The sequence below is a fragment of the Pseudoalteromonas sp. MSK9-3 genome, assembly GCF_003590335.1.
GTDB lineage: Bacteria > Pseudomonadota > Gammaproteobacteria > Enterobacterales > Alteromonadaceae > Pseudoalteromonas.
The window spans coordinates 1-26,227 of the sequence record NZ_MIET01000009.1 but is presented as its reverse complement, the minus strand read 5'-3'; the positions used below and the strand labels follow the sequence as shown (position 1 = coordinate 26,227).

General features: G+C 42.5%; 21 protein-coding genes, 1 pseudogene and 1 riboswitch. Of the genes and pseudogenes, 10 read left to right on the top strand and 12 right to left on the bottom strand.

Going from position 1 to position 26,227, the window contains the following annotated elements:
- Nucleotides 1–162 precede the first annotated feature (162 nt).
- Together BGP78_RS02255 and BGP78_RS02250 are read left to right on the top strand one after the other, a co-directional pair.
- Nucleotides 163–552 carry a cytochrome c5 family protein gene (locus BGP78_RS02255; RefSeq protein ID WP_119859886.1) on the top strand — a complete coding sequence of 130 codons (390 nt, stop codon included), beginning with the start codon at nt 163–165 and terminating at the stop codon, nt 550–552.
- A gap of 153 nt (nt 553–705) precedes the next feature.
- A complete protein-coding gene (locus BGP78_RS02250; protein WP_119859885.1) occupies nt 706–3,282 on the top strand; it encodes a diguanylate cyclase domain-containing protein in 2,577 nt (858 codons plus the stop codon).
- Here BGP78_RS02250 and rep read toward each other — a convergent pair.
- Together rep and BGP78_RS02240 are read right to left on the bottom strand one after the other, a co-directional pair.
- A complete protein-coding gene (gene rep, locus BGP78_RS02245; protein WP_119859884.1) occupies nt 3,271–5,286 on the bottom strand; it encodes a DNA helicase Rep in 2,016 nt (671 codons plus the stop codon). The genes BGP78_RS02250 and rep overlap by 12 nt on opposite strands.
- 75 nt (nt 5,287–5,361) lie before the next feature.
- Nucleotides 5,362–5,727 (bottom strand): AraC family transcriptional regulator, encoded by a 366-nt coding sequence (locus BGP78_RS02240; protein WP_119859883.1) that lies wholly within the window; start codon nt 5,725–5,727, stop codon nt 5,362–5,364.
- Between the two features lie 462 nt (nt 5,728–6,189).
- Between BGP78_RS02240 and BGP78_RS02230 the strand changes: the two genes are divergently transcribed.
- On the top strand, nt 6,190–6,453 hold the full coding sequence (locus tag BGP78_RS02230; protein WP_119859881.1) for a ubiquinone biosynthesis accessory factor UbiK: 264 nt from the start codon (nt 6,190–6,192) through the stop codon (nt 6,451–6,453).
- Between the two features lie 2 nt (nt 6,454–6,455).
- Here the strand turns inward: BGP78_RS02230 and can are convergent, their stop codons facing one another.
- From can to ilvG, 8 genes are all read right to left on the bottom strand, one after another.
- Nucleotides 6,456–7,112, bottom strand: coding sequence for a carbonate dehydratase (can, locus tag BGP78_RS02225; RefSeq protein WP_119859880.1), 657 nt, complete (start codon nt 7,110–7,112; stop codon nt 6,456–6,458).
- A 17-nt stretch (nt 7,113–7,129) separates the two neighbouring features.
- Nucleotides 7,130–8,308: a methyltransferase gene (locus BGP78_RS02220; RefSeq protein ID WP_119859879.1), complete on the bottom strand. Its 1,179-nt coding sequence runs from the start codon at nt 8,306–8,308 to the stop codon at nt 7,130–7,132.
- Between the two features lie 25 nt (nt 8,309–8,333).
- On the bottom strand, nt 8,334–9,428 hold the full coding sequence (locus tag BGP78_RS02215; RefSeq protein ID WP_119859878.1) for an ABC transporter substrate-binding protein: 1,095 nt from the start codon (nt 9,426–9,428) through the stop codon (nt 8,334–8,336).
- A gap of 66 nt (nt 9,429–9,494) precedes the next feature.
- Nucleotides 9,495–11,036 carry a threonine ammonia-lyase, biosynthetic gene (gene ilvA / locus BGP78_RS02210; RefSeq protein ID WP_119859877.1) on the bottom strand — a complete coding sequence of 514 codons (1,542 nt, stop codon included), beginning with the start codon at nt 11,034–11,036 and terminating at the stop codon, nt 9,495–9,497.
- A 2-nt stretch (nt 11,037–11,038) separates the two neighbouring features.
- Nucleotides 11,039–12,895 carry a dihydroxy-acid dehydratase gene (gene ilvD, locus BGP78_RS02205; RefSeq protein ID WP_119859876.1) on the bottom strand — a complete coding sequence of 619 codons (1,857 nt, stop codon included), beginning with the start codon at nt 12,893–12,895 and terminating at the stop codon, nt 11,039–11,041.
- Between the two features lie 92 nt (nt 12,896–12,987).
- The gene (locus tag BGP78_RS02200) at nt 12,988–13,914 is read right to left on the bottom strand and encodes a branched-chain amino acid transaminase (RefSeq protein WP_119859875.1); all 927 of its coding nucleotides are present in this window, start codon (nt 13,912–13,914) and stop codon (nt 12,988–12,990) included.
- Nucleotides 13,915–13,948: 34 nt separating this feature from the next.
- Nucleotides 13,949–14,191: an acetolactate synthase 2 small subunit gene (gene ilvM / locus BGP78_RS02195; protein ID WP_119859874.1), complete on the bottom strand. Its 243-nt coding sequence runs from the start codon at nt 14,189–14,191 to the stop codon at nt 13,949–13,951.
- On the bottom strand, nt 14,188–15,837 hold the full coding sequence (ilvG, locus tag BGP78_RS02190; RefSeq protein WP_119859873.1) for an acetolactate synthase 2 catalytic subunit: 1,650 nt from the start codon (nt 15,835–15,837) through the stop codon (nt 14,188–14,190). Before ilvG ends, ilvM begins: the two co-directional genes overlap by 4 nt.
- Before the next feature lie 517 nt (nt 15,838–16,354).
- Here ilvG and BGP78_RS02185 point away from each other — a divergent pair.
- Nucleotides 16,355–17,239 carry a TraB/GumN family protein gene (locus tag BGP78_RS02185; protein WP_119859872.1) on the top strand — a complete coding sequence of 295 codons (885 nt, stop codon included), beginning with the start codon at nt 16,355–16,357 and terminating at the stop codon, nt 17,237–17,239.
- Nucleotides 17,240–17,380: 141 nt separating this feature from the next.
- On the top strand, nt 17,381–18,001 hold the full coding sequence (locus BGP78_RS02180) for a hypothetical protein (RefSeq protein WP_119859871.1): 621 nt from the start codon (nt 17,381–17,383) through the stop codon (nt 17,999–18,001).
- Here the strand turns inward: BGP78_RS02180 and BGP78_RS02175 are convergent.
- Nucleotides 17,998–19,707, bottom strand: a complete 1,710-nt coding sequence (locus BGP78_RS02175; protein ID WP_119859870.1) for a response regulator — start codon at nt 19,705–19,707, stop codon at nt 17,998–18,000. The two genes, BGP78_RS02180 and BGP78_RS02175, sit on opposite strands and share 4 nt — an antisense overlap.
- 149 nt (nt 19,708–19,856) lie before the next feature.
- A riboswitch (Lysine riboswitch) is annotated at nt 19,857–20,059 on the top strand.
- Nucleotides 20,060–20,172: 113 nt separating this feature from the next.
- Between BGP78_RS02175 and dapA the strand changes: the two genes are divergently transcribed.
- The 5 genes from dapA to BGP78_RS02150 all read left to right on the top strand — a co-directional run bounded on the left by dapA (nt 20,173) and on the right by BGP78_RS02150 (nt 25,360).
- Nucleotides 20,173–21,057 carry a 4-hydroxy-tetrahydrodipicolinate synthase gene (dapA, locus tag BGP78_RS02170; protein WP_119859869.1) on the top strand — a complete coding sequence of 295 codons (885 nt, stop codon included), beginning with the start codon at nt 20,173–20,175 and terminating at the stop codon, nt 21,055–21,057.
- Nucleotides 21,058–21,067: 10 nt separating this feature from the next.
- A complete protein-coding gene (locus BGP78_RS02165; RefSeq protein WP_010367060.1) occupies nt 21,068–21,808 on the top strand; it encodes a 2,3,4,5-tetrahydropyridine-2,6-dicarboxylate N-succinyltransferase in 741 nt (246 codons plus the stop codon).
- Nucleotides 21,808–23,013 carry a PLP-dependent decarboxylase gene (locus BGP78_RS02160; RefSeq protein ID WP_119859868.1) on the top strand — a complete coding sequence of 402 codons (1,206 nt, stop codon included), beginning with the start codon at nt 21,808–21,810 and terminating at the stop codon, nt 23,011–23,013. The genes BGP78_RS02165 and BGP78_RS02160 overlap by 1 nt, the downstream gene beginning before the upstream one ends.
- A gap of 10 nt (nt 23,014–23,023) precedes the next feature.
- Entirely contained in the window at nt 23,024–24,136 is a 1,113-nt protein-coding gene (locus tag BGP78_RS02155; protein ID WP_119859867.1) for a succinylglutamate desuccinylase/aspartoacylase family protein, read from the top strand.
- Between the two features lie 198 nt (nt 24,137–24,334).
- Nucleotides 24,335–25,360: a phospholipase A gene (locus BGP78_RS02150; RefSeq protein WP_119859866.1), complete on the top strand. Its 1,026-nt coding sequence runs from the start codon at nt 24,335–24,337 to the stop codon at nt 25,358–25,360.
- Between the two features lie 466 nt (nt 25,361–25,826).
- On the opposite strand, the pseudogene BGP78_RS02145 reads toward BGP78_RS02150, so the two are convergent.
- Nucleotides 25,827–26,054: pseudogene (locus tag BGP78_RS02145) on the bottom strand (transposase); the annotation flags it as partial.
- Nucleotides 26,055–26,227: the final 173 nt, after the last annotated feature.

Below are 26,227 nucleotides of genomic sequence, written 5' to 3'. Positions count from 1 at the left end.
ATAGATCAATCATGTGCTTTGTTGCGACAGCGCAAGAAAATGACTTTTTTGTCGTGATATAAGTAAGTTTACGTTTTATAAATGAGTAGGTGGCGTTATAATTGCTAAAAATTCCGTCATCTATCGTGATTGATCACGTCACAACCGAAGTGGGCAAGACAAATGAAAAAACTTTCAGCAGCACTTTTACTGCTATCTACAACAGCAATAGCGCAACCTTACGACAATGCTTTAACTGAAGAAGCAATTAAAAAACGCTTAGCTCCAGTTGGAACTGTGTATTTAGCTGGTGCAGCACCTGTTGAAGTTGTCCCAAGTGGCCCTCGCTCTGGTGAGCAAGTTTATCAAGCTTCATGCTTTGCCTGTCATGGTACTGGCGCGCTTGGCGCACCAAAAACAACGGATGAATGGGCAACACGATTAACAAAAGGGCGCGATGTGTTGATCGATCATGCTATCAACGGTTTTAATGCAATGCCACCACGTGGTACGTGTATGGACTGCTCTGATGAAGAAATTACAGCTGCCATTGACTTCATGACAGCAAAGTAATTTTTTGAGCTGAGGATCCTGAGATCTTCAGCTCTTTCCTTGTTTGCTTTCATTCTTCAAAATTTATCATGAAGATTGCCTTGACCCCTGTTGATAAAAATGAAAATATACGATTAATATTCGTGCAAATAATAATAATTTTGGGTTAAATCATTGGAAGATCCCGCAGCACTACTGCGCAAGCTTACTCGTAAAAACCACAAACTCGAGTCCTTGTTAAGAAAGTACAAACAAAACAACCACTTACAACACGCTCTTATTCTATTATCTGAGCAAGCAAGTACGGTTGCTGAATTAACGCTGCTATACCCAGCTATCCACGATATTCTTGTTCAACACCTTCCCTGTAAAAGCTTTTATGTTGTTCTGCAAAATCAATTCTCTCAAGCACTAGAATTATCTTATTTCGTAGATGAAAAAGATGGTATTGCTGTGCCGTTACATGAAGCACACCATTTTTCACAAGGCGTAACTGGACACGTGTTTAGAGAAGGAAAAACACTCTATTTAACACTCGATGAAATGCGCGAGCAAGCCGAATTGGGGGTATTTAAAGCGCTGGGTAGTCCCGCTGAACACTGGGTTGGAGTACCTATTTATCGTGAAAAGACCATTATTGGCGTCATGGTATCTCAAAGCTATCAAAAAGAGCAAAGCTATAGTGAACAACAAATAGAGCTGCTCGAAGTGATGTCACTCTATTTGGCGACGGCAATAGAGCGAGTAAAAAAACGAGAATTACTTGAATCAGAAGTGAAAATTCGTACTCGTGCTTTAATGCAAAGCAACGAAGCGTTAAATAAAGAAATTGATCAAAGAAAGCGCGCATTAGAGCGGCAACAGATCCTCTTCAAGATCTCTGAATTAGCGACACAATTCAACGATATTGACGAGGTCTATCAGCAAGTTCACCATATCATCCGTTCAATCACATTTGCCGATAACCTATTTATTGCCCTATATGATAAAAATACAGGATGGCTCAGCTTTCCTTATTGTGTTGATGAAGTCTCTGATTATAAACCTCGACCTTTCGCCAAAGGGTATAGCGAGTTAGTCATTAGTACCGAGCAGAGTCAGCTTATTGATATTGAAAGAGCACAGGCTTTGGTAGATAGTCAGATTGTGGTGCGATCTAAACACTATAAGCTACAAAAGTTCGCAACCAGCTGGATGGGCGCACCACTTAAGACCGCCAATGGAGTGATAGGGCTTATCGCATGCCAAGCATATGATCATAAATATGAATTTAATTATGATGATATGGAACTCATTTCATTTGTGTCAAACCAAATCGCCTCTGTTTTACAAACCCATTTAGCAAATCAAGCACTCAAAGCCAGCCATTCGCAACTAGAGCATAGAGTTGCAGAAAAAACCAAAGCACTACAACAGTCCAATATGCACTTACAAATGCAAATTGAAGAGCGAAAAAAGATTGAACAACAGCTATATCATGACGCACATCATGACTCACTCACCAGCTTGCCCAATCGAAGCCTTTTCCTGACCCAATTAGAAAAAACACTGAAACAGTTTCAACGCTATCCGGAACACAACTTCGCAGTGCTTTTTATTGATCTTGATAAATTCAAACGGATCAATGATGAGCTTGGCCATCAAGCGGGTGATCAGTTTTTAATTTGGGTTGCACAAGCTTTTTCTGAGTGTATACGCGAACATGATTTGCTGGCCAGACTAGCTGGGGATGAGTTTGTTATTTTGCTCGATCATTTAAGTGATCGACAGCAAGCGGAAGATGTGGCTAAACGTATTATCAAAGTGATGCAACAGCCCTTCTGTATGAAAGGAGTATGTATGCAAAGTGGTGCCAGTATAGGTATCACCTACAGCAATAAACACTACCATAACACAGATGAAATTATTCGTGATGCTGATGCCGCCATGTACTATGCAAAAAATGCAGGGAGAGGTCGCTATGAGTTTTATCACCCATTATTGACGGTCGGCACCGGTAATCATAAAACACCGGAATATCATCATTTAAGTGCACTGCCAACCCATTTTAGAGGCACCGATATTAGTGATTTAACACTCGCCAGTGATGATATAACCATGCTGGAAGCATTTGGTGAGCACCCAGTTTTAGGCAGTACTAGTTTTGATATATTGAAAAAATTTGCGGCCGAGAAAGCAGAGCATATAGCCATCGAATTGCAGTTGTTAGAACAAGCACTGCAATTAGCGAGTGTACCGGGGAAAGATTTATTACTTGCCTGCTCCACAATTTTATTAGAACAACAAGTCTTTACGCAATTATGTGAAAAGTTAGCCAATCAACCTCACTCGCTGTGCTTACTGTTTGAGGAAACGGACATTCGTTATGCCTCCAATCAACAGCAAGAAAATCTAAACGAACTTACCAATCTAGGCTATACAATTGGTATCAATGACTTTGCTAAAGATCGATGCGATCTGACTCTACTCAGTCAAATCCCCTTTACTTATGTTTTATTAAGCTCAACCTTTAGCAAAAGGGTACTACAGCAGACCAGTTACGAAGCGCAGTTAAAAGGCATATTAGCCGTCACACAATTGCAGAATATGCAGATCATTGCCAAAGGACCTGCTATTTTAAACTTTAGAAGTTTACTTGAAAGCCATGGCCTAACGCGATTCTTTGGCAAGCAGCACAATATAGATCAGATACAGACCACTCCTATTTCAGAGCGGGATACCCGCCCTGAGTCAGAAAAACTAACGTTTTAACATTGCCCTTAAGTTAGCAACTCGTGCCTGCCCTTGTTCCATGCGCTCATTTTGAGACGCAACGGTTTTCTTTTTCCCCTCATATTGTAAATCGTCTTGCGGCAGCTCTAATACAAAGCGACTTAACTCTGGGCTAGACACATCGCCAAACTGACGACGGTTTTTCGCATAGGTCATTGTTAATGTCTCTTGTGCTCGTGTTATTCCTACATAAGCCAAACGACGCTCTTCTTCTACATTCTCTTCATCAATGCTAGTTTGATGCGGTAGAAAACCTTCTTCCATCCCCACCATAAAAACATGAGGGTATTCCAACCCTTTCGAGGCATGTAACGTCAGTAGTTGAACCGCGTCACTGTCATCTTCTTCTTCGTTGCGCTCCAACATATCCCGTAATGTGAGCTTACTTACGACCTCTGGTAATGTCATCGGCGGGTTATCCGCGTCGCCAGTTAACATATCTGTGATCCATTTATACAGCTCAGAGACATTTTTCATCCGCATTTCAGCCGCTTTCGGGCTTGGTGACGACTCATATAAATACGCTTCATAATTAATTTCGCGTACCATATCTTTAACCGCTTCCAATGTATCTCCGCGAACAGCTCGATCTGATAGCTCAACAACCCAACGGGCAAAGCCCATCAATGCATTGTAACCCCGTCCAGCTAAACGCTGTGTCAGCTCTGAGTCAAAACAAGCGGCAAATAAGCCAATATGGCGCTCATTGGCCAAGCTACCTAACTTTTCGAGCGTTACAGGCCCGATTTCCCTGCGTGGCGTATTCACGACACGAAGGAATGCATTATCATCATCCTGATTCACCAACAACCGTAAGTAAGCCATAATGTCTTTAATTTCGCTGCGTGAGAAAAACGACATACCGCCACTAATTTTATAAGGAATACGGTTGCTCATCAGTGACTTTTCAAATACCCGAGCCTGATGATTACCGCGATACAAAATAGCATAATCGCGATAACTGGTGCGTTTCATAAATTTATGCGAGATAATTTCCGCTACCACACGCTCAGCTTCATGCTCTTCATCTCGGGTAGCAATCACACGAATGGGCTCTCCCATTTCTAACTCACTAAACAGCTGCTTTTCAAATTCATGTGGGTTATTTGCGATCAGAATATTGGCCGCTTTTAGCACCCGTTTCACACTGCGATAGTTTTGTTCCAACTTAATGAGTTTTAAACCCGGAAAGTCTTTGGAAAGTAGTACTAAGTTTTGTGGCTTAGCACCGCGCCATGAATAAATGGACTGATCGTCATCCCCTACCACCGTAAAGCGAGCTCGCTCCCCAACTAGCAATTTAACCAGTTGATACTGGCTGGTATTGGTATCTTGATATTCGTCTACCAATAAATAACGAAAACGACTTTGCCAACGCTCCCTTACGGCTGCATTTTGGCCCAATAAAAGGGTTGGGATCATAATTAAATCATCAAAGTCTAATGCATTATAAGCACGTAATTGAATTTGATACCGGGCATAAAGCTGAGCAAACAACGCTTTTTGCGGCTCCCGTGCGTCTTGTATTGCCCGCTCTGGTAAAATGAGCTCATTTTTCCAATTACCAATCTGCATTTTCAGCAAATTAAGTAAATCTTTGTCTTTTTCTAACTCTTTTTCTGTTAGGTCACTTAATAGCTGGTTGGTATCTTGATCGTCCAGCAATGAAAAGCCAGGCTTGTAACCCAAAGTTTTAAGTTCTTTTTTGATTACCTCTAAGCCCAGCGTGTGAAACGTAGAAACCCATAACCCTTTAGACTCTTTTTTTCCGAGAGTCTGTAGTACCCGTTCTCGCATTTCTTTTGCAGCTTTATTGGTAAATGTCACCGCTGCAATATTTTTAGCCTGATATTCACACTCTTGGACTAAATACGCGATTTTATTCGTTATCACACGAGTTTTACCTGATCCTGCTCCAGCCAAGACCAAACATGGTCCACTTATATATTTTACTGCTTCGTCTTGTTTTGGATTCAGTTTCATTATCGTGCTTATTAAATACCATCAATGACCGCATTTTAACGTAAACCGTACTATGCGCCTAGCCGCTATACTCACTTAACCTTCAGTATCAGATGTGCTTTGTATATACTGCTTCGGTGTCATTGAAAACTGCTTTTTAAAACATGCACTAAAATAGGCAGGAGAATTAAATCCAACCTCATGAGATACCTGAGATATACTGCTTCCCTGACGTAACATGGGCAGAGATTGAAATAGTCTATATTGACGGATGTATTCATTCGGTGTGACAGCAGCAACCGACGTTAACTTACGATGTAACTGCCGCTCGCTTAGCGCTACCTTTTTTGCAAGCTGAGAAACTGACAATGACGCATCTGAGTACAGGCAGTTGAGCACTTTATCTACTTTAGCAATAAACAGCACTGCTGCACTATCAACACCTTTAAAGAGACTGAGCAACGCGTTTTCACCATCTCACATAATGAGAACCTGGTTAACCACCATACTGAAATACATCAACGTTTCAGTAATAACAGTAAGATCTACCTAAACGATTGGTATAACTTATCTAACAAATCAGATTCCCTTGATAGTCAAGACCTTACCGACCACTTAGAGAATTCTGGTTATTTGTTCAGTGAAGAACCAAGCATTGCTTTTTCTTCATGGTTTAAAAGACTGACTGATGACAGTTTAGCCAACCGTGTTACCACTGAGCGAAATCACCTTAATGAATGGGTAAAATATACGTATGCAAGTGATGGTACACATGTAAAACAATGCAGTACTGACGGTGAAAAATGGCTACGTTGTAATTAATCAAGGCTGAGTGAAGTGAATGGCTATACGCCAGTCACTTCACTATTTTGTTCTGTGATCATTTGCTACTATACCAATAAGCAACTTTTATAGGTAATGATGATGATTAACCCAGCAAAAATTGAAGAAATTGCGAAACAGATCTCAAGCAATATGCCACAAGGCGTAAAAAACTTAGCAGATACATTTGAATCAAAAACCAAACAAGCCATTCAAAATAAACTGGCTGAAATGGATTTTGTCAGCAGAGAAGAGTTTGATATTCAAAGTAAAGTACTAATCAGGACACGAGAGAAGCTTGCTGAGCTTGAAGCCAAAGTCGCTGAAATAGAAGCCAAGCTAGACAGCGACAAACACGCAGAATAAGGCTATTCAGCGTAACGGTCTTTGACCTGTGTAATCGCCAGAGCATATTGATCCGCTATTTGCTCTGGTTTAGCCGCTCGAGCATTGAGCTCGTGTAATAGCCCATCTGCCAGCCCATATACCCAACCATGAATCGTTAAATTTTGTCCGCGTCGCCATGCATCTTGCACAATATTGGTTTGGCAAACATTGCGCACTTGGTCGATAACATTCAACTCACATAATGCGTCACACTGTTTTTGCACAGCTATATTATCAATGATACTTTGGTGTTTCTCTTTTACGTCTGCAACATGGCGCAACCAATTGTCTATTAACCCAAAACGCGCTTCATCAAGCACTGCTTGGACGCCACCACAGCCATAATGACCAACAACCATAATGTGCTTTACTTTCAGTACTTCAACTGCGTACTGCATCACCGACAAACAATTATGATCAGTATGCACCACCACATTTGCCACATTACGGTGCACAAATAGCTCACCCGGCATTAAATCTACAATTTCATTCGCAGGTACACGTGAATCAGAACAGCCAATCCATAAATATTCTGGTTTTTGCTGACCTAACAGCTTTTTAAAGTAATCAGGATCTCTCGCTCGTTCGCGTTCAGCCCATTGCTGGTTATTTTCTAATAAGTGGTCGAGCGTACACATCACAGATGTTCCTCTATTTATTGTCGGGTAGCTTGGATTAAGACGTTCCTTGGGGTGAGCTGCTTTTCACAAAACTCACTCAGGCTGACATCATACCCAGCTTGCTGCAAATATAAACCCCTATCAAGCACTAACCATATTTCTAATGCCCGACGAAAAACATGCCTGACTAATTCAATCCGGTCTGTTACCCGCTTGCGTTGCTCCCCTTGCTCTAAATAAGAGGCATAATCAATATCTGAGGGTAAGGTGATGTCTTTTTGTGCTGCTGCCCAACAACAGAAAGATGAAAAGTCACCAGAAAATATGCTTTTGTTAACTGACGGCACACTAATATATTCTGTCGACCCAGTACAATCGCGGCGCAGTGCATCAAACCCTAAACGCCAAGTTACCTCTTTTCGCCTCACAGTTGCGATGCGTGGCGCGGCCGTCACGGTTTCTTGTAACGCCAGCTTCATATCACTGTGACTCAAGTGTAATGCACTGTGCTTAGCTGCCTCACTCATTGGTTGATAAGTCGACTCAGTAAATAAATGGTAACAACACGGCGAGAGGCTTATTTTTTCACATTTGTGCTCTGTTGCTCTATGCATAAACGTTTGATGCAGAGCACCGCACGCATGCAGTGCAACGGCATGCTGTTGTGGTTTAAAATAAGCGTTTGTATTGTCAGTAAGCACGTTTGCACAGCTAAACTGGACGTTTAGTTCTTGCTGTTTTGCACTATGAGCGCCCTGCTCACACAAAGCCGACTGCAATTCAATACTATGAACAGATGGCGCTCCTAAATGCGCCATTAAACGCCCTAAATGACCTTTACCTGCACACCACTCTAACACCGGTAATTGCTGCTCAGGGACATGGCTCACAAAATCTTGCAGCTGTGTTAATTTGCGGCCTTTTATCCCATTACTTAACCAAAATGGTAGGACTGACCTTGTTTTTTCGTTATAAGGCAATGCTGTCAACCCAGCAAGTAAATCAACACCAGGTATGTAATCGGAAAACACATCATATAACCGAGTTTGGTCTGCATCGAGGCGTGCTACTTCAGCATCATCCAAGCTCAACAAAAATTGGTTTAATTGCACACTAAACGGTAACGTTAAATGGTCAAACGCCACACGCTGCCAAAAGTCCCGCGTGTTAGTTAGACACGTATCTAATTGTTGAAATTGAGAAAGTAATGACATGAACCACAACACATAAAATAAAACGCTATTCTACCGTGTTTTCGTCTTTATAGGGCAGTTGTTGAATACGATATTTTCGCTTGTGGAAAAACATCAGATAACCATACATAGGCAGAGATAATATGGTTAGTATACAAGCTAACACTAACATCCAAGACCATGCATCCTCTGTAGGTTCTCGTGTGCGATGATACATAAAGGTGGATTTAATACCTTCCCATTGCGTTAAATCTAAACTGTATAATTGCGCGATCCATTGCCAGCGTGTCTCTGACATACTGCCAATAGGCACGCCAGAATGCGTAATATAAACAGCAAGCTCATCGGCTTCAAAGCTCAGCTGCTCCTTCGTCTTGTGACGAGCATATTTCTCATGGATCACTTCAATACTATGCTGAATATTCAACAATGCATAGCGCCAACCTTTTAAGCTCGCCTGTTTAAACCTCTCCACGACATCAGGCTTTTGCGACAGCATATTTTCACTGGTAAATAAAATATCACCATACACATTTAGTCCGTATTGCTTGGGGCAGATCTGCCGAGTTTCGACCCCTTGCTGCTGCATTTTATATGGCTCATTGGTCACATAAACTTGGAGTGCATCAAACACACCGCGTTTAAAATCTGCCAGTGGATTGAGTCCAGCATACGTGGGTAAATCTGTTATGTTTATTCCCGCTCGCGCGAGCATAACGGTGAGCTCAGCACTTTCATCTTTACCTAAGTGACTGACTTTTTTACCTACGAAGTCTTCTGGCGTGTAAATATCGCTGCTTTCTTTCACCATCCAGCAATACGGTGACGATTGAAATATGGCAGCCATTGCCACTAAGGGCTTACCCTGCATCTTCGCTTGTAATATGCCTGAGTGCGTCACGCCAAACTGGGCTTGACCTGATAGTACTTTAAAATGTGTATCCGGATTACCGGGATTCGCAGGTAAAATACTCACCTTAAGCCCAGCATCTTTATAAAAACCTTGTTCTGCCGCCATATAATAGCCAGCGAACTGAAATTGATGTGTCCACTTTAATTGCAATACAACGGGCTCAAGTGCACTGACACTTGAGCTACATAGTGTGAATAAAAGAAATAAACCTAGTCGAACCCTATTCATATACGCTTGTTACTTTCCCAGTAAATTGCCGCTATTAACTATAGGAAAGCAAACTGTATTTGCCAATTACCCGACCTTACGCGCCTCTTCAAAAGGCGCTTGTAAATACTGGCTAAAGCAAGGATTGTTCGTTTCATCTTGGTAAGCATAACCAAGCTGTGACAGATGTTCATCAAATTTCCCATAATCACTCGGAGCAATATCAAAGGCAGCAAGCACATTACCTTCTGCCGCACCATGATTTCGATAATGGAATAACGTGATATTCCAATTACACCCCAACGTATCTAGGAATCGAGCAAGGGCTCCAGGATATTCCGGAAACTCAAAGCGTAATAATCGCTCTTGCAGTTCAACTGGAGGCTTACCGCCAACCATGTATCGAATATGTAATTTTGCCAGCTCATTATCAGAAAGGTCTGTAAGTAAATACCCCTTTCGCTCTAATGTGCCTTTGACATCATCTAGTTCAACTTGCCCGCCGCGCAAACCCACCCCCACAAAAATCTGGGCTTTGTCCTCGCCAGCATAGCGATAATTAAACTCGGTAATTGCACGACCTTCTAAATCGTGACAAAACTGTTTAAAACTGCCTTTCTCTTCGGCAATAGTCACTCCAAATAAAGCCTCATTTTTGGCCCCAAGTGCAGTACGCTCAGCAATGTAACGTAAGCGGTCAAAATTCAAATTAGCACCCGACAGTACCGCGGCTAACGTCAGTCCAGCACGCTTACTTTGCGCACTCCATTTTTTAATACCTGCAACCGATAACGCCCCCGAAGGTTCTGCAATCGCTCGAGTTTCAACAAAAATATCTTGTACGGCAGCACAAATTTCATCTGAGCTTACCGTCACAACTTCATCACAAAACTTTTGTGCCAAACGGAACGTTTCGGTGCCAATCACCTTAACAGCAACCCCGTCAGCAAAGCTGCCTACTTGTGGCAGCGTAACGGGCTCTCCCGCATCTAAAGCAGCTTTTAAACACGCACTTTCCTGCGCTTCGACCCCGATAATCTTGATATCAGGACGCAGTGACTTAATATAAACCGCCATACCCGCAAGCAAGCCCCCTCCGCCCACAGGAATAAAGACCGCGTCTAATTCATTTACTTGCTGCATTAACTCGCGTGCTACCGTCCCTTGACCGATAATAACGTCTTTATCGTCAAAAGGAGGTACAAATACCGCCTGAGTTTGTTCAGTTAATATATGCGCATGCGCTTTTGCCTCATCAAAATTGTGCCCGTGCAAAACAACCTGGGCGCCAAAATTACGCACCGCATTGACTTTTATTTCAGGGGTTGTCACTGGCATAACAATGGTTGCTTGATGACCCAAATGTGCCGCACTTAGCGCCACACCTTGCGCATGATTACCTGCAGACGCAGTGACAACTTGGCTACCAACAGGAAGCTGCTGTAACTTATGATATGCGCCACGCAATTTAAAAGAATAAACCGGTTGCTGGTCTTCACGTTTGAGCCAGATTTTTTGTCCCAAACGCTCTGAAAGTGCGCGCATTTCACTTAATTCAGTCACCTTAACTAACGGTGACATATCAGCTTGAATGATGGCACGAAAATAATCTAGCTCTTGTGAAACCATAGTTAGCTTAGCTCCTCTAACTTAGCTAAGTCACGCACAGCACCTTTATCCGCACTGGTTGCCAATAGCGCATATGCTTTCAATGCTGGACTCACAACACGCTGTCGATCCAACGGTTTATAGGCGTCCTTTCCACGTGCCAATTGCTTGTCACGACGCGCTTGTAATTGCGTATCATCAAGCAATAAATGAATACCTCGATTATAGATATCAATATGGATCAAGTCGCCATTTTCGACTAAAGCCAACGCTCCACCACTTGCCGCCTCAGGTGAAGCATGGCCTATTGATAAACCAGATGTTCCACCAGAAAAACGCCCATCAGTGAGTAGCGCACAGTCTCTATCTAACCCCATTGATTTTAAATAGCTGGTTGGATACAACATCTCTTGCATACCAGGGCCACCTTTAGGCCCTTCATAACGGATAACGATGACATCGCCTTTTTTAATCTCACCAGCCAAAATACTATCTACTGCATCATCTTGAGACTCAAAAACCACTGCAGGGCCTGTAAAATCAAGCATTTCGTCAACCACACCGGCACTTTTAACGATACAGCCATCGGGGGTTAAGTTACCCGATAACACAGCTAAGCCGCCATCTTGTCGAAATGCATGTTCAATACTGCGTATACAACCATTCTCTCGGTCGAGATCCAATGTATCCCAGCGATATGCCTGGCTCATACCTTTGGTCGTACGGATCCCCGCAGGACCGGCACGAAAGAAGGTTTGTGCCTTTTCATTATTGTGATCTGTTGCATCCCAACGCGTTATCACTTCGCCTAATGTACCGCCCGCAACATGGCCTACCGTTAAATCTAAACGATCCCCTTTCGCTAATTCATTCAACATACTCATCATGCCACCAGCACGATGCACATCTTCAATGTGATACTGCTGAGTTGCTGGTGCAACTTTGCATAAGAATGGTGTTTTGCGAGAAAGCTCATCGATATGACTCATGTCAAAATCAACACCACCCTCTTGAGCCGCTGCCAATAAATGTAATACCGTATTTGATGAGCCACCCATTGCTATATCTAAGGTCATCGCATTCATAAAAGCTGCTCTATTGGCGATATTTCTGGGCAGTACCGCGTCATTATCCTTTTGATAATACTCATTGCACAAAGCGACGATACGCTTACCTGCGGCTTCATATAATTGCTGACGATCTTTGTGAGTTGCCAACGTTGTACCATTACCCGGAAGTGCCAATCCAAGCGCTTCCAATAAACAATTCATTGAGTTAGCAGTAAACATACCAGAGCATGAACCACATGTTGGGCAGGCCGAACGCTCAACCTGCTCCGAATCTGCATCACTTACGGTTGGATCAGCGCCTTTTACCATGGCATCGACTAAGTCTAACTTAATATCGATGTCTGCTAGACGCGTTTTTCCTGCCTCCATCGGGCCACCTGATACAAAAATAACTGGGATATTTAATCGTAGTGCCGCCAATAACATACCAGGGGTGATTTTATCGCAGTTGGAAATACAGACCATCGCATCAGCGCAGTGCGCATTAACCATATACTCCACTGAATCAGCAATGAGATCTCGTGATGGCAATGAATACAACATGCCGCCATGCCCCATCGCAATACCATCATCAATGGCAATAGTATTAAACTCTCTAGGTACACCACCTGCATCACGAATGGTATCAGCCATTAAGTCACTCAGCTGATTAAGGTGCACATGACCAGGTACAAATTGCGTATAAGAATTGACGACCGCAACAATTGGCTTTTCAAAGTCACTATCCGTCATGCCTGTTGCACGCCACAGCGCTCTGGCGCCAGCTCGTTTTCTACCTTCTGTTGTCGTTTTACTTCTTAACTTGGCCATGTTAAACCCCTTCATGTTATGCGTCGCTACTTTATATAGCGCCGTCTTTTCCTCATTCCCAAAAAAGCCACCTGATTGTGGCTCCCTATGTTCTATGCCTGATTGACGTACTCTAACCAACCATTATTATCGTCAGCTTGCCCTTTCACTAAATCAAAATACGCCTTTTGTAGCTCTTCAGTAATAGGGCCTCGCTTCCCATCTCCCACTTGGATTTGGTCTACACTGCGAACCGGAACAACCTCAGCAGCGGTGCCCGTCATAAAGAACTCATCTGCTAAATAGAGTGCTTCACGCGCAATTGATTCTTCTCGTACTTCATATCCTCTAGCACGAGCAAGCTCCATAATGGTGTCACGCGTCAAACCCGGTAAAATACACGCAGTTGTCGGCGGTGTGTAAAGTACCCCTTTTTTGATAACGAATAGATTTTCTCCGGCACCTTCACTTAAGCACCCATTAACATCTAGCGCGATCCCTTCAACATACCCATTGCGCTTTGCTTCACCAGAAATAAGCTGTGAAGACAAATAGTTACCACCTGCTTTTGCTGCCGTCGGCATGGTATTTGGTGCTAAACGATTCCAAGAAGAAATACATACATCAACGCCCTCAGCTAAACTGTCATCACCTAAATAGGCACCCCACTGCATTGCGGCAACCGTCACATCAGCAAGGTGTGATTTCGGGTTTAAACCCAGCCCTACATTACCTAAAAATGCAAATGGACGAATGTAGGCATCTTTAAAGCCATTTTCACGCACAGCATCTTTACATGCCTGAATAATTTGCTCTGGAGTGAATGGGATCTCCATGCGGTAAATTTTTGCTGAGTCGTATAAACGCTGAATATGATCCGTTAAACGAAAGATTGCCGGGCCATTTGGCGTATCATAGGCGCGTATCCCTTCGAACACAGAGCTGCCATAATGTAATGCATGGCTAAGTACATGAGTCGTTGCTTGCTCGTAAGGGATCATCTCGCCGTTGTGCCAAATTAATTCCGAAGTTTTAGTCATTTGTAATACCTTGTTCTTTTCTTAATAATTAGGTTTAAATAGCCTGTTGCTGTCGTGTGTGCAAATTAACCTGTTGCACCTCAACCAGCTTACTCAGTTGTGTCGTTAATAGATAGATAGGCTTGTCACTGTCTACCGTCATTTTGACGTGAAACAAATCGTCGTGGCCCTCCAACTCTAATTGGGTTAAATGAAATCCACGATGACGCGCCACTCTTAAAAAGCGCTCAACGGCGATACTTTGGTTTTTAACTGCCACTGTTAATTGGTGTTTCATTGCGCTTTCTCCGTCATCATTTCATCATTTGCGGCCCCAGGTGGTACCAAAGGCCAAACGTTTTCTTTGTCATCTATACAGGCATGAATAATATAAGGCCCTGTAGAATTCACTAATGCATCAATAGCATCATCAACTTCGTTTGCATGAGTAATTGTTTGACCCGGTATACCAAACACCGCGGCCAACTGCACAAAATCAGGGTTATCAGATAAGTTTGTCTCGCTATAACGCCCGTCAAAAAATAACTGCTGCCATTGACGTACCATGCCAAGGCGTTGATTATCTAGTATCACTATTTTTACGGGTAAATTGTTACGGCGAATCGTAGCCAGTTCTTGAATATTCATCATGATTGAACCGTCGCCAGAAACCGTTATGACCATGTTCTGTGGCCGTGCGATTTGTGCACCTATGGCTGCAGGCAAACCAAACCCCATTGTTCCAGCACCACCACTGCTGAGGTGATTACTCGGATGCGTAAACTTCATATGCTGTGCAACCCACATTTGATGTTGACCAACATCGCAGCACACCACGCCATCACGAGGCATTTTTCTACTGAGTTCTTTTAATAAATATGGGGCAAATACTTTTTCACCCGGGTAATCATACCGCCACGCATGTGTTGTTTTTAGCTCCATGACGGTGTTTAACCACTGTGCGTTAGTAACAAAGCAACCCAATGCTGGAATAGATGTTTTTAAATCGGCAATTAATGACGCTGCCGCAGGCTTACGCTTTCCGACTTCCGCAGGGTCTATGTCTAAATGTATCACCTTCGCTTTTGCTGCAAACTTAGCTAAATTACCCGTCACTCGGTCATCAAACCGTGCGCCAATACACACCAGTAAATCACACTCTTGTACTGCAATATTTGCTGCTTGCCCACCGTGCATACCCAACATTCCCAAGTCATATTCGTACTCAGGTAACACGCTCCCCAATGCCTTTAATGTTGAAACAGCTGGCATATGAGTTTTGTTTAAAAATTGCATCAATTCAGCTTGCGCATCCGCACTTTGTACGCCCCCGCCGACATAAGCCACAGGACGCTGAGCTTCAGACAATAACGCTTCTGCTGTTTGCACTTCGCAGCTTAATAGCTCAGGAAAAGACTCTTCTCTTGCCAACCAAGGTTTAAAAGGGGCTTGTGCCAACTGAATGTCTTTAGGGATATCAACCAATACAGGTCCTGGTCTACCAGACAGAGCCAAGTGCATCGCTTCTTGTAGAATTTCTGCCAAATCTTCAGCACGTTCAACCATGTAACTGTGTTTCGTGCATGACAGAGACATCCCCAAAACATCAACTTCTTGAAACGCATCAGAGCCAATAGCGGCAGTGGGCACCTGCCCAGTTATCGCGAGCAAAGGCACCGAATCCATCATGGCATCGGCAAGTGAAGTCACTAGATTTGTCGCGCCAGGGCCTGAAGTTGCAAAACAAACGCCAAGTTTGCCAGTACTGCGCGCATACCCCACGGCTGCAAACCCAGCCCCTTGCTCATGACGAGTCAAATAATGTTTTACAGGCGCACCGTAGAGTGCATCGTAGATCGGCATAATCGCGCCGCCTGGATAACCAAAGACTTCTTGAACGCCATGTTTGGCAAGTAAGTCGATAAGTAATTGTGCGCCTGTCATCGTGTTCCCCATTCCCAATCTTTTTAATGATTTCTAAAAATTTAACCCTAAAACCAAGAAGCCCCCCGAACTTTTCAGTGCGGGGGGCTTCTCGTTGATACTTTTTAAAGCACTAACTCGCCCCCGCGGTAATAATAATCACCACGTTGATAATCACGACTAGAGTTAGTGCTGTTGTTAACATATTCAGTATCACCAAATTAAATTATTGCTTGTAAGTGCGCGCTTATTCACAGCGTGCCTTGCTCTTTTTCTATTAGTAACCCGAAGTACAATGTAAGTCAACCATAAAAACAATGCTTTAAAAGCACTAAAAAAACCAATAAAAGATATATATATTCAATAACATCAAATAAAAGAATAAATAAACCTTAATTTTATCTTTCCTTTCGTTTTTAAAGTGTTCATATTTTATTTACAACACTTTTCATTCAACGAAAAAATCATATGAAATTTTTATGATTTGCCTAATAGATTGATTATGATGTTTATCAGCTATCAATTATTAAGGATAACCATGCCAAAATCTATTACTCAGCTGAGTGCTCTTTGCCTCATCTTGTGCTTGTCACTATTTAGCCGATTAGGGTACGCAGCGCCCGCGCTCTATAAGGTAGAAAAAGCTGGGGTCACATCTTACCTACTGGGGACTGTGCATGTTGGCGATCACTCAATGGCAGGGTTAAGCCCACGGATCATATCAGCCATAGACGCCACCAGCGCGCTAGTCGTAGAAGTAAATATCAACGCACTAAGTCCCAGTGAGATTCAGCGTCGCTCTAGCCCTTTTATGCTTTTAACGCCACCCAAGAGTCTAAAAAACCAGATCAGCTCTCATAATTACACACGACTTACAGACTACTTAGCCAAGAAAAACATTAGCATTGACCTATTTAGCCAATTTGCACCTTGGGCGGTTATGGTCACGATATTACAAATGGAATATCAAAAATTAGGATTCAAAGATGATTTTGGTATTGATAAACAAGTGATCAACTATGCGCAAAATAAAGCAATGCCAATTATTGAACTAGAGACCCTAGAGCAACAGTTAACTATGTTCAACCACCTCAGCACACACGGCGATCACATGTTGACGGAAACATTTAAACAAATGGGTGATATAGAGCATCACTTCCTCGATTTAATTCATGCCTGGAAAAAAGGCGATATGGCCGCCTTAAGTCAATATTATAAATTGAGTTTTGATGACAGTGAGTACGGTCAATTTAGTGAAAAAGTGATGCTTATAGAACGTAACAATAACTGGATAAAGCAACTAAGTAGCCAGCTTGTAAAGCAGCCTTTATTTATTGCGGTGGGAGCCCTCCACTTACCAGAAAAGCACGGTTTACTTATCCAACTTCAACAACAAGGATTTACGGTTAACAAAATGCTGTAACGCATCCCCCTCTAAGAAGGCTGCGTATAGCGATACTTTTTAGGGGGCAGTTCAAGCAAAAGATTATTTTTCAACTTGTTTAAACCATTACTGAATTGCCTGCGTCAAATAGATATAACACCCTCAATAAGGATGCATATTATGAAAAGATTTTTACTTTTGACTGCCGCTGCTGCAAGCTTATCTCTCAATGTATTGGCAAACGAAAGCCATACGATTAAACAGAGTTTTGCTGCACATAGTAACCAGCAACTTGAGATTGACTTTCCTGTTGGGCGCTTAGACATGACAAGCTACGATGGTGATAAGATTGAAGTGTCAATCCGATTAGAAGTACAACAAAATGACAGCTGGTTTAATAGTAACGTAAACCTTGATGAAATAACGCTTGATCACCACACTAAAAGCGACACTCTGTCACTTAAAATTACTGAAAAAGATTTAAAACAATATTGGCAAGTTAAAGTTCCCAGCTCTATGCAATTAGACATAGAAGTGGGCGTTGGTAATGTGAAAATTTCAGAACTCGCCAATTCGGCAGATATTGAGGTCGGGGTAGGCAAAGTGAGCATTGATACTAACGAGGCGGATTTTAAGTCTATATCCCTCGAGTCTGGAGTTGGCACTACCAGCGTCAAAGGCCTGATAAATACAGCAACGCAGCATAAAAAAACAACCCGTTCAGAAACACATTACACGGGTCAGGGCAGCCATAATATTGAGGTTGAGGTCGGCGTTGGCAACATTCAAGTTCGTCATTAAATTAACCCTACCTGCTCAAGCGCTGTGCGTACTGACTTTTCGTCCAATGGTTTTAGAACCATAGTATTCGCACCTAGCGCTTTAGCACGCTCTAGTTCTTGTGCCTCACTATTAGCAGTCACTACAATGATGGGCTCTTTTAAGTTTAAAGAGTTACGTATGTGTTCAATGGCTTGAAAACCATCCATAATCGGCATATTTAAATCCATAAAAATAACATCATAGCGATTTGTACTTAAGTCATCTATTGCAGCAAGCCCATGCTCTACATGATTAACTGCGATAGAAAACCCCTGTAGTACCTTAGTAATAATTTGTGCATTGAGTGGATTATCTTCAACGAGTAGCCCTGTAATTTTTTTCTCGGTAACACGTTGTTCAGGCGACGTTTCTACCATGTAAATAGGTAGTTTTACATGGACTGAAGTTCCTGATTTTTGCCCTTTTTCAAACTGAATCCCCCCTCCCATTGCATCCAACAACCATTTACAACGCACTAACCCCAACTGCAATCCTTGATAATGAGTGTCACTCACATTGGTCGAGAAAGGGGATGTTCCACTAAAGCCACACCCTGTGTCTTCAATCGTTACTAATAGAGTTGAATGACTATCATCTAAACAGGCCTTTAATATCACTGAACCTTGTTCAGTAAATTTAACTGCATTATCGATAAGCTGACCAATAACCCAAGCCAAGTGGTCATGGTCACAGGCTACATTTAACGATTTATCAAACCCAAATTCCGTCACTAAATTCACACCTTTGCTTTTTGCTTCAAGTTGATAAGGTGAAATAGCTTGCAGTAAGGTTTTGGTCATTTCATCCGGGATAACACTGACAGGAATGTCCCCTTTCTCCCAGCGACTGAACTCCTGAATTGCATTTAATTGATTGACTAACTGTTTCGCAGATACTTCAACTTGTAACAATTGCTCTTTTTTACCGTCTTGGCGATACAAATTTAAAAAGCCTAATATCGCTTGCAATGGAGTTCTTAATTCATGACTTGCACGTGCTAAAAAATGTGTTTTCATTGCCAACGCGTGCTGCGTCTCTTGCTTTTGTTGTTCTAAAGAGTCAATAACTCGCTTTACTTGTCTTTCCATTGGTTGAAATATATAAACAACTTCGAGCCAAAGTAAAACGATTGCACTCACCCAAAACACAAATTCAAACGTGCGAGTTAATTCCACTTTTCGATTCGCGGCTTGCTCAAAAAGCTTCACTGCTTGGTCTAGGTGTAGTAGCAATGTTTGTGCATCACTCGCTATTGTATAGGCAATCTCTGTATTAAACTCACCTTGTTCATACAGAGCTATAAAATCTTTACTTCGCTTATCTAAATACACTGGGGAGGTAAAATAGAGCATGGTTAAACCTGTCGTTAAAAACTCATATTCGCCCGATTTTTCACGCAAAATAAATTGATGATTCATTAAGAATGACACCACACTTTTATCTAATTCAGCTATCAGTGATTGCGTTGATTTTCCTTCTTGTTGAAATAACACGACCTGATTAATATCCAACGCAATTTTTTGCGATAGCATACGTTGCATACCCGCCCGGTTTATCAGCTCTGCATCTTGTTGTTTTTGTTCAAGCAGAAATTGCATTGCTGCCGCTGCCAATGTTACTAAGATAGCCATAACTAGTACTGCAATAACATATCGGCTGCGCATCGATTTAATAATTTGACGCATCTAGACCACCTATTTTGTTGTCTATAAGTGTAGTGTAAAAAATATAAAACTCACGTAGGTTCACTTGACACCTAGATGGCTAAAATGTTTCAATGCGTGCTCACCCTATTTGAGGGCCAGTGTTATACCCCTGTGTATGACCCTGGTCTAGGGCTGGAAGAGGTGCGTTATTCAGGTAACTGTATTGAGGAGAGCAAACTCCAATGACATGCAGTGAGGGGAAGTAACGCCGAGAAACAGTGATTATTTGTTTGGTCACTATTTCGGGCGACTGGGTTGAATCCCAGCGACTGTCACCAATTGCTTTGTGAATTAACGAAGCAAGTAAGTTTGGTGGAGAGCTTCTGGTCTTAAAATAATAAGGCCACTTGCCTTGTCATTTTTAAGTCCATTGCTCTTCGAATTTTAACTGTTCGAAGTTTGGGCTCCTTCCTTAACTCCGAACAAGATATAAGTTCGGTAGAGATGAAATCACAATACGATTTATCCAACTATCCCTTATGGACAGCTTTGGTTACGCCTTTTGACGCGAATAATCAAGTTGACTATGACATATTACGCACTTTGGTGTGTGAACAAGCACAAGCAAACAATGGCATTCTGCTCCTTGGTAGCACAGGTGAAGGTCTTGCGCTTACAACAGAAGAGCATCAACACATTGTAAAGTATGTCTGTGCTCTAAACCTAAACGTCCCCTTGATGGTCGCTGTCGGTGGCGCCAATTTGCAAGAACAAATCGCGTGGGTCGAGTTTTGTAACACTCAGCCAATTCATGCCTTTTTACTCGGCTCTCCACTTTATGCAAAGCCAGGTATCGTTGGACAAACTCACTGGTTTGATGCATTACTTAGCGCCTCAGATCTGCCGTGTATGCTCTATAACGTCCCAGGTCGCAGCGCAATTGCTATTGACCCTCAAGTACTCCAAAACCTAACGCACCACACTAATTTATGGGCGCTGAAAGAAGCCAGTGGTGACATTGCCGTATTTGAAGCATTCCGTAAAGCCGCGCCACAATTGGCTATTTATAGCGGTGATGATGGCTTAATGCCTTATTTTGCACAAGCAGGCGCAGCGGGCCTTGTTTCTGTCGCAGCCAATGCATGGCCCCAACAAACGGCTGAGTTTGTGCGTCGTTCACTGGCAGGGACTTTCCCAAACCTGTTTACTACTTGGACCGATGCGGTTGATAGCCTATTTGCAGTCGCTAACCCTATACCGGTTAAAGTACTGATGCATGCACAAGGCAAACTCAATACGCCGAATTTACGCCCCCCTTTAACGCACTTGGAGCTGCCTTGTACTCAGGCAATTAACAGTGCAAACACCACAATTTTATCTTGGAATTAAGGCAGTTATTATGAGCTGGTTAGAACTACTAAACAATTTAGAAAATGGCACTGTGCGTGCTGCAACGCAAGACGAGCAAGGCAATTGGCATGCTAACATCGAAGTAAAGCAAGGGATCTTAGAAGCCTTTAAAAACGGCAACAACACGGAATTCCCGGGTGGTTTTGTTGATAAGCATAACCTTGCACCACAGGGGTTTGCCGCTGATGCTGGTGTACGTATGGTGCCAGGCGGCAGCAGTGTTCGTCGCGGTGCACACGTCGCTTCTGGTACTATCATCATGCCACCAGCTTATGTGAATATCGGTGCTTACATTGGTGAAGGGACTATGGTCGATAGCCATGCATTGGTTGGTTCATGCGCACAAGTTGGTAAAAATGTTCATTTAAGTGCCGCGGTGCAACTAGGTGGCGTGCTTGAGCCAATTGGCGCAAGCCCAGTTGTTATTGAAGACGACGCATTCATCGGTGCTGGCTGCGTTATCGTTGAAGGCGTTGTTGTGAAAAAAGGCGCTGTACTTGCACCTGGCGTACGTTTATCAGCAACCATTCCTGTCTATGACTGTATCAACGAACGTCAATTAGACAAAGGTGAAGCCATTCCAGAAAATGCCATTGTTATTCCTGGTTCTCGCCCGTCATCAAGTGAATGGGGCCGTGAGCAAGGCTTAAGCATGTCATGTGCGCTTATCGTAAAATATCGTGATGAACAAAGCGACGCGTCTCTAGAGTTAGAAGAGGTATTACGATAATGTCTTTTTTGAGCACACCATTGCGTCAAACGATTACTGAGTTAACCGAACAAGAGCATACCCCGTTTTTTGTTTATGACTTAGATGGCTTACTGTCACACCTAAAACCACTCACAGAGCAATCTGTTGTAAAGTTATGGTATGCAGTTAAAGCGAATCCTTTATCGAAGGTGATCCAAACCATAGATAAAGCAGGGTTTGATTTCGATGTGGCCAGTAGCGGTGAACTTGATCAAGTTTTACGTCAAGACATCGATGCAAGCCGAGTGCTCAATACGGGTCCTGCCAAATCAAAAAGGCAGATCCAGCACTTTCTGTCACAAGGGGTACGTACCTTTGTGGCAGAAAGCCACAATCAAGTTCAGTGGCTCAATGAGGCAGCAACAGAGCACGATATCCAACTACGTATTTTACTTAGAGTACAATTACGTTGGCCTGAAGGTGAAAAAAACCCACTCGGTGGTGATAGCTTAACGCCGTTTGGTTTAGGCACTGAGCAGTGGCAATCACTACAATTAGATACATACCCAGCACTTAATTTTGTTGGCCTACATATTTTCCAATGGGGCAACATGCTGTGTACAGAAAAACTAGCACAGCTGTGGACACAAATGGTGCCGCCACTTAAGGCACTGGCTGAAGACCTAGGCTTTACATTAGAAATATTAGACTTAGGCGGTGGCTTAGGGATCCCTTATTCTGAAAACGACGACCAATTAACTTGGTCAGCATTAATTGATGCACTTGCGCAAATTAAAGCGTCAGCCGGTGTCACTGAGTTATGGATGGAACTTGGACGATATGCTGTAGGCGAGTTTGGTCATTATGCTAACCCTGTCGTAGAACAAAAACAAAACTACAATGAGCATCAACTTATCGTATCAGGTGGTATCAATCATCTATTGCGTCCAGCTGTAACTACCCAGGCGTTCCCATGCACACTATTGCGCAACTCCAGTGCCATTACACACAGCTATTTAATTCATGGACCATTGTGCACTGCGCTTGACCACTTAGGGCGCCATACTTTGCCCAGTGATGTTAACGAGCAAGACTGGTTAGTCTTCAGTCAGTGCGGCGCCTATGGCTTCACCGAAAGTATGCCGTATTTCTTATGTCATGAATTACCTGCGGAATATGTAATTGAACACGGTGAAGTGAGCCAAGTTCGAGCCATGCAAAATGCCAGTGATTATTTAAGATAGAGTATTCGAAATGAACAAGATTACCCATGAAGACATTCAAGTTGGTGAAATAGCAAATGGACTGCCATTAACGATCCCTGTGTATCGTTTAAAAGGCGATGGCACAGGCCCACGCGTTTATATCCAAGCTAATATGCATGGCGCTGAAGTGCAAGGTAATGCCGTAATCTATCAATTATTAGAGCAATTACAGCATCAAACCTTAGCCAGTGATATTACATTAGTGCCATACGCCAACCCAATTGGGTGTAATCAAAAATCAGGGGAATTTACTCTGGGGCGCTTTGATCCAATTACAGGTACCAATTGGAATCGCATGTATCATAGTCATCTATCATTAGTTGATAGCTTTGTGGCGGAATACCTTGATAGTCCTTTAACAGAAATCAAAGAGCAATTCTCCGCTGCGTTGGTACAAGCAACTCAGACCCTGCTTGATGGACCAGCCTATAGCATCAATACAGGTAAGCGCATTGCACTCAACCTACAATGCTTGGCTCATGAAGCCGATATTGTATTGGATTTACACACTGGGCCAATTTCATCTAAGCACCTATATTGCCCAGAATATGCAAAGGCAAGCGCCTGTTATTTTAATATTCCACATGTACTGCTCATCCCCAATGACTTTGATGGTGCACTCGATGAAGCGTGTTTTTGTCCTTGGTGGGCATTAAGTGACGCCTATAAAAAGCAAGGGCGAGATGTTCCCGTGTTAGTTGAGGCATTTACGGTTGAACTCGGCTCTCAAGAAAAGATTGATTTAACCGAAGCAAAAGCAGATGCCGTAAGCCTGCTTAGCTATTTAAGCCATAAAGAAGCAGTGTTAGATTCACCATTTAAACCACAAAAAATGACCCGTTACGCTTGTATGCTGCAAGATTATCTTGCTTACTATGCGCCAATGGGGGGCATGGTTGAATACACTGCGGCACTGGGCAGCCATATAAAAGCGGGCGATACTATCGCGAATATCTTGCGTATGGAACGTTATTTATCAGAGCAACCTTTACACAGTATCACTTTAGATCAAGATGCCATCGCCATCTTGCATTTTGCGTCAGCAAGTGTCAATCAAGGGACAGAATTGTATAAGTTCTTTACCAACTACTTTGAGTTATAGCTCAGTAATATATTGCGTGAGAGTAAGCAGAGCACACTTTGCTTGCTAAGGAATGGCGGTTTCTGCCGCCACCCTTTTTAACTTAACCATTGTATATCGGCTGTTCATCTATTACATAACCCATCAGTTATTCATCCTCATTTAACACAAAGCTGTGTATACTTATCGCTTCAATAATACTCAACGAAACAACACACTATGGAACTGCGTTCATTTGTTTTTGGCACTTTACTTTCAGGGCTTTCATTCACTGCGTTTGCCGAAACGCCAAACAATCAGGATGAAATTGATCTCGTTAAGCAATGTATACTCAATGAAATTATTGGCGGTGATAAAAACCAAACGGTCGAACAATTAAGAACTCGCTGCGCGAAGCTTGATGCAGCCAAACAGCTCAGCTCTTTAGATAAGCGTGTTGCGCGTGAGCGAGTGAGTGAAAAAAACCGCAATGTACTGACGCCGCATCATCGCAATTATATTTTACCTGTTTCTTATATTAGTAGTCCGAATAACCGCCCCTTCGATGGCCTAAAAGACATTGACCAAGAAGCTGGTGAGCCATTAGATAACTTTGAAGTTAAATACCAGCTTTCACTCAAAGTCCCCATTTACAATAACTTCTCCGATAGCGACCAAGCCATCTATATGGGTTTCACTTTGCAGTCTTATTGGCAGTTTTATAACAAAGATATTTCTTCGCCTTTTCGTGAAACAAATTATGAGCCTGAATTATTCTGGATAAATTTTTTAGATGATGAGAATGTACTGTGGGGCGACGAAATGGCCGTGGTACTGGGTATTTCGCATCAATCAAATGGTAGAAGCCAACCAAATTCACGCTCTTGGAATCGCTTATATGCCAACTTCATATGGGAAAATAATGGCTTTGTGTTTAGTTTTAAGCCTTGGTATCGACTTCCTGAAGATGATAAGCCGACACCTTTAGATGCAAAAGGTGACGATAACCCCGATATTCACAAATACATGGGTTACTTTGAATTCAGTGGCGTATACCGTTATGAAGAACATGAGTTTGGTTTTATGACTCGAAATAATCTCAATAGTGATAATCGCGGTGCGATACAGTTAGATTGGTCATTCCCTATCTGGGGTAGACTGCGTGGTTACGCACAGTACTTCAACGGATATGGAGAAAGCTTGATTGATTATGATGCCGACATCCAACGTTTTGGGGTAGGTATACTTCTAACTGATATTTTATAACTCAAACAAGTGCTCTTACGTACTAAAGCGTCAGAATTACAGCGTTTTAGTACGTACCCTTCTTAAACGCAGCGTTTATCGCTCACCATTGATAAAATAGCTCAGCAAATATATAACCGATACAATACGTTCAGAATAAGAAGAGAATACAATTCTTTGCTCATGGCTATGTTGATCCCAACTTTAGCTCCACAACCAGCTCAGAACACTTTTAAGAGCTTAAAAACTGAAACTCTCCTCACTCTCCAATTCACACCCTTTTGCAGCCCATCGATGTTTGGCTTCAAAATTAGCCCCTTTAGAGTTAACAAAACATCACCACACATACCTGAGAGAAAGGAGCCTTTCCTCGCGCAGGAAAGCTTGGAATACATTGGTTAAAGGTATTAATAAATCTAAGAATCTATACGCTGAAAACTGAGTGACCATATAATTTAAATTAGTGTAATACCAATCTGCATAAAGATTAGGTCAATTTTATCCAATCTCTTGAGCACATCTTTCTAACTCTCTCAGGAACTGAAATGAATTTGTTCCATGCTTTTGAAACTTGCTCAACAATATCTTCATAACCCTTAAATGTACGATTGGATAAACAGTGCTGACGGAGCCAACTCCAAACTTGTTCTATTGGATTTAATTCAGGTGAATATGGTGGTAGTTTGATCAACGTGACATTATTATACCAATCTGCATAAAGATTAAGTCAATTTTATCCAATCTCTTAAGCACATCTTTCTAACTCTCTCAGGAACTGAAATGAATTTGTTCCATGCTTTTGAAACTTGCCCAACAATATCTTCATAACCCTTAAATGTACGATTGGATAAATAGTGCTGACGGAGCCAACTCCAAACTTGTTCTATT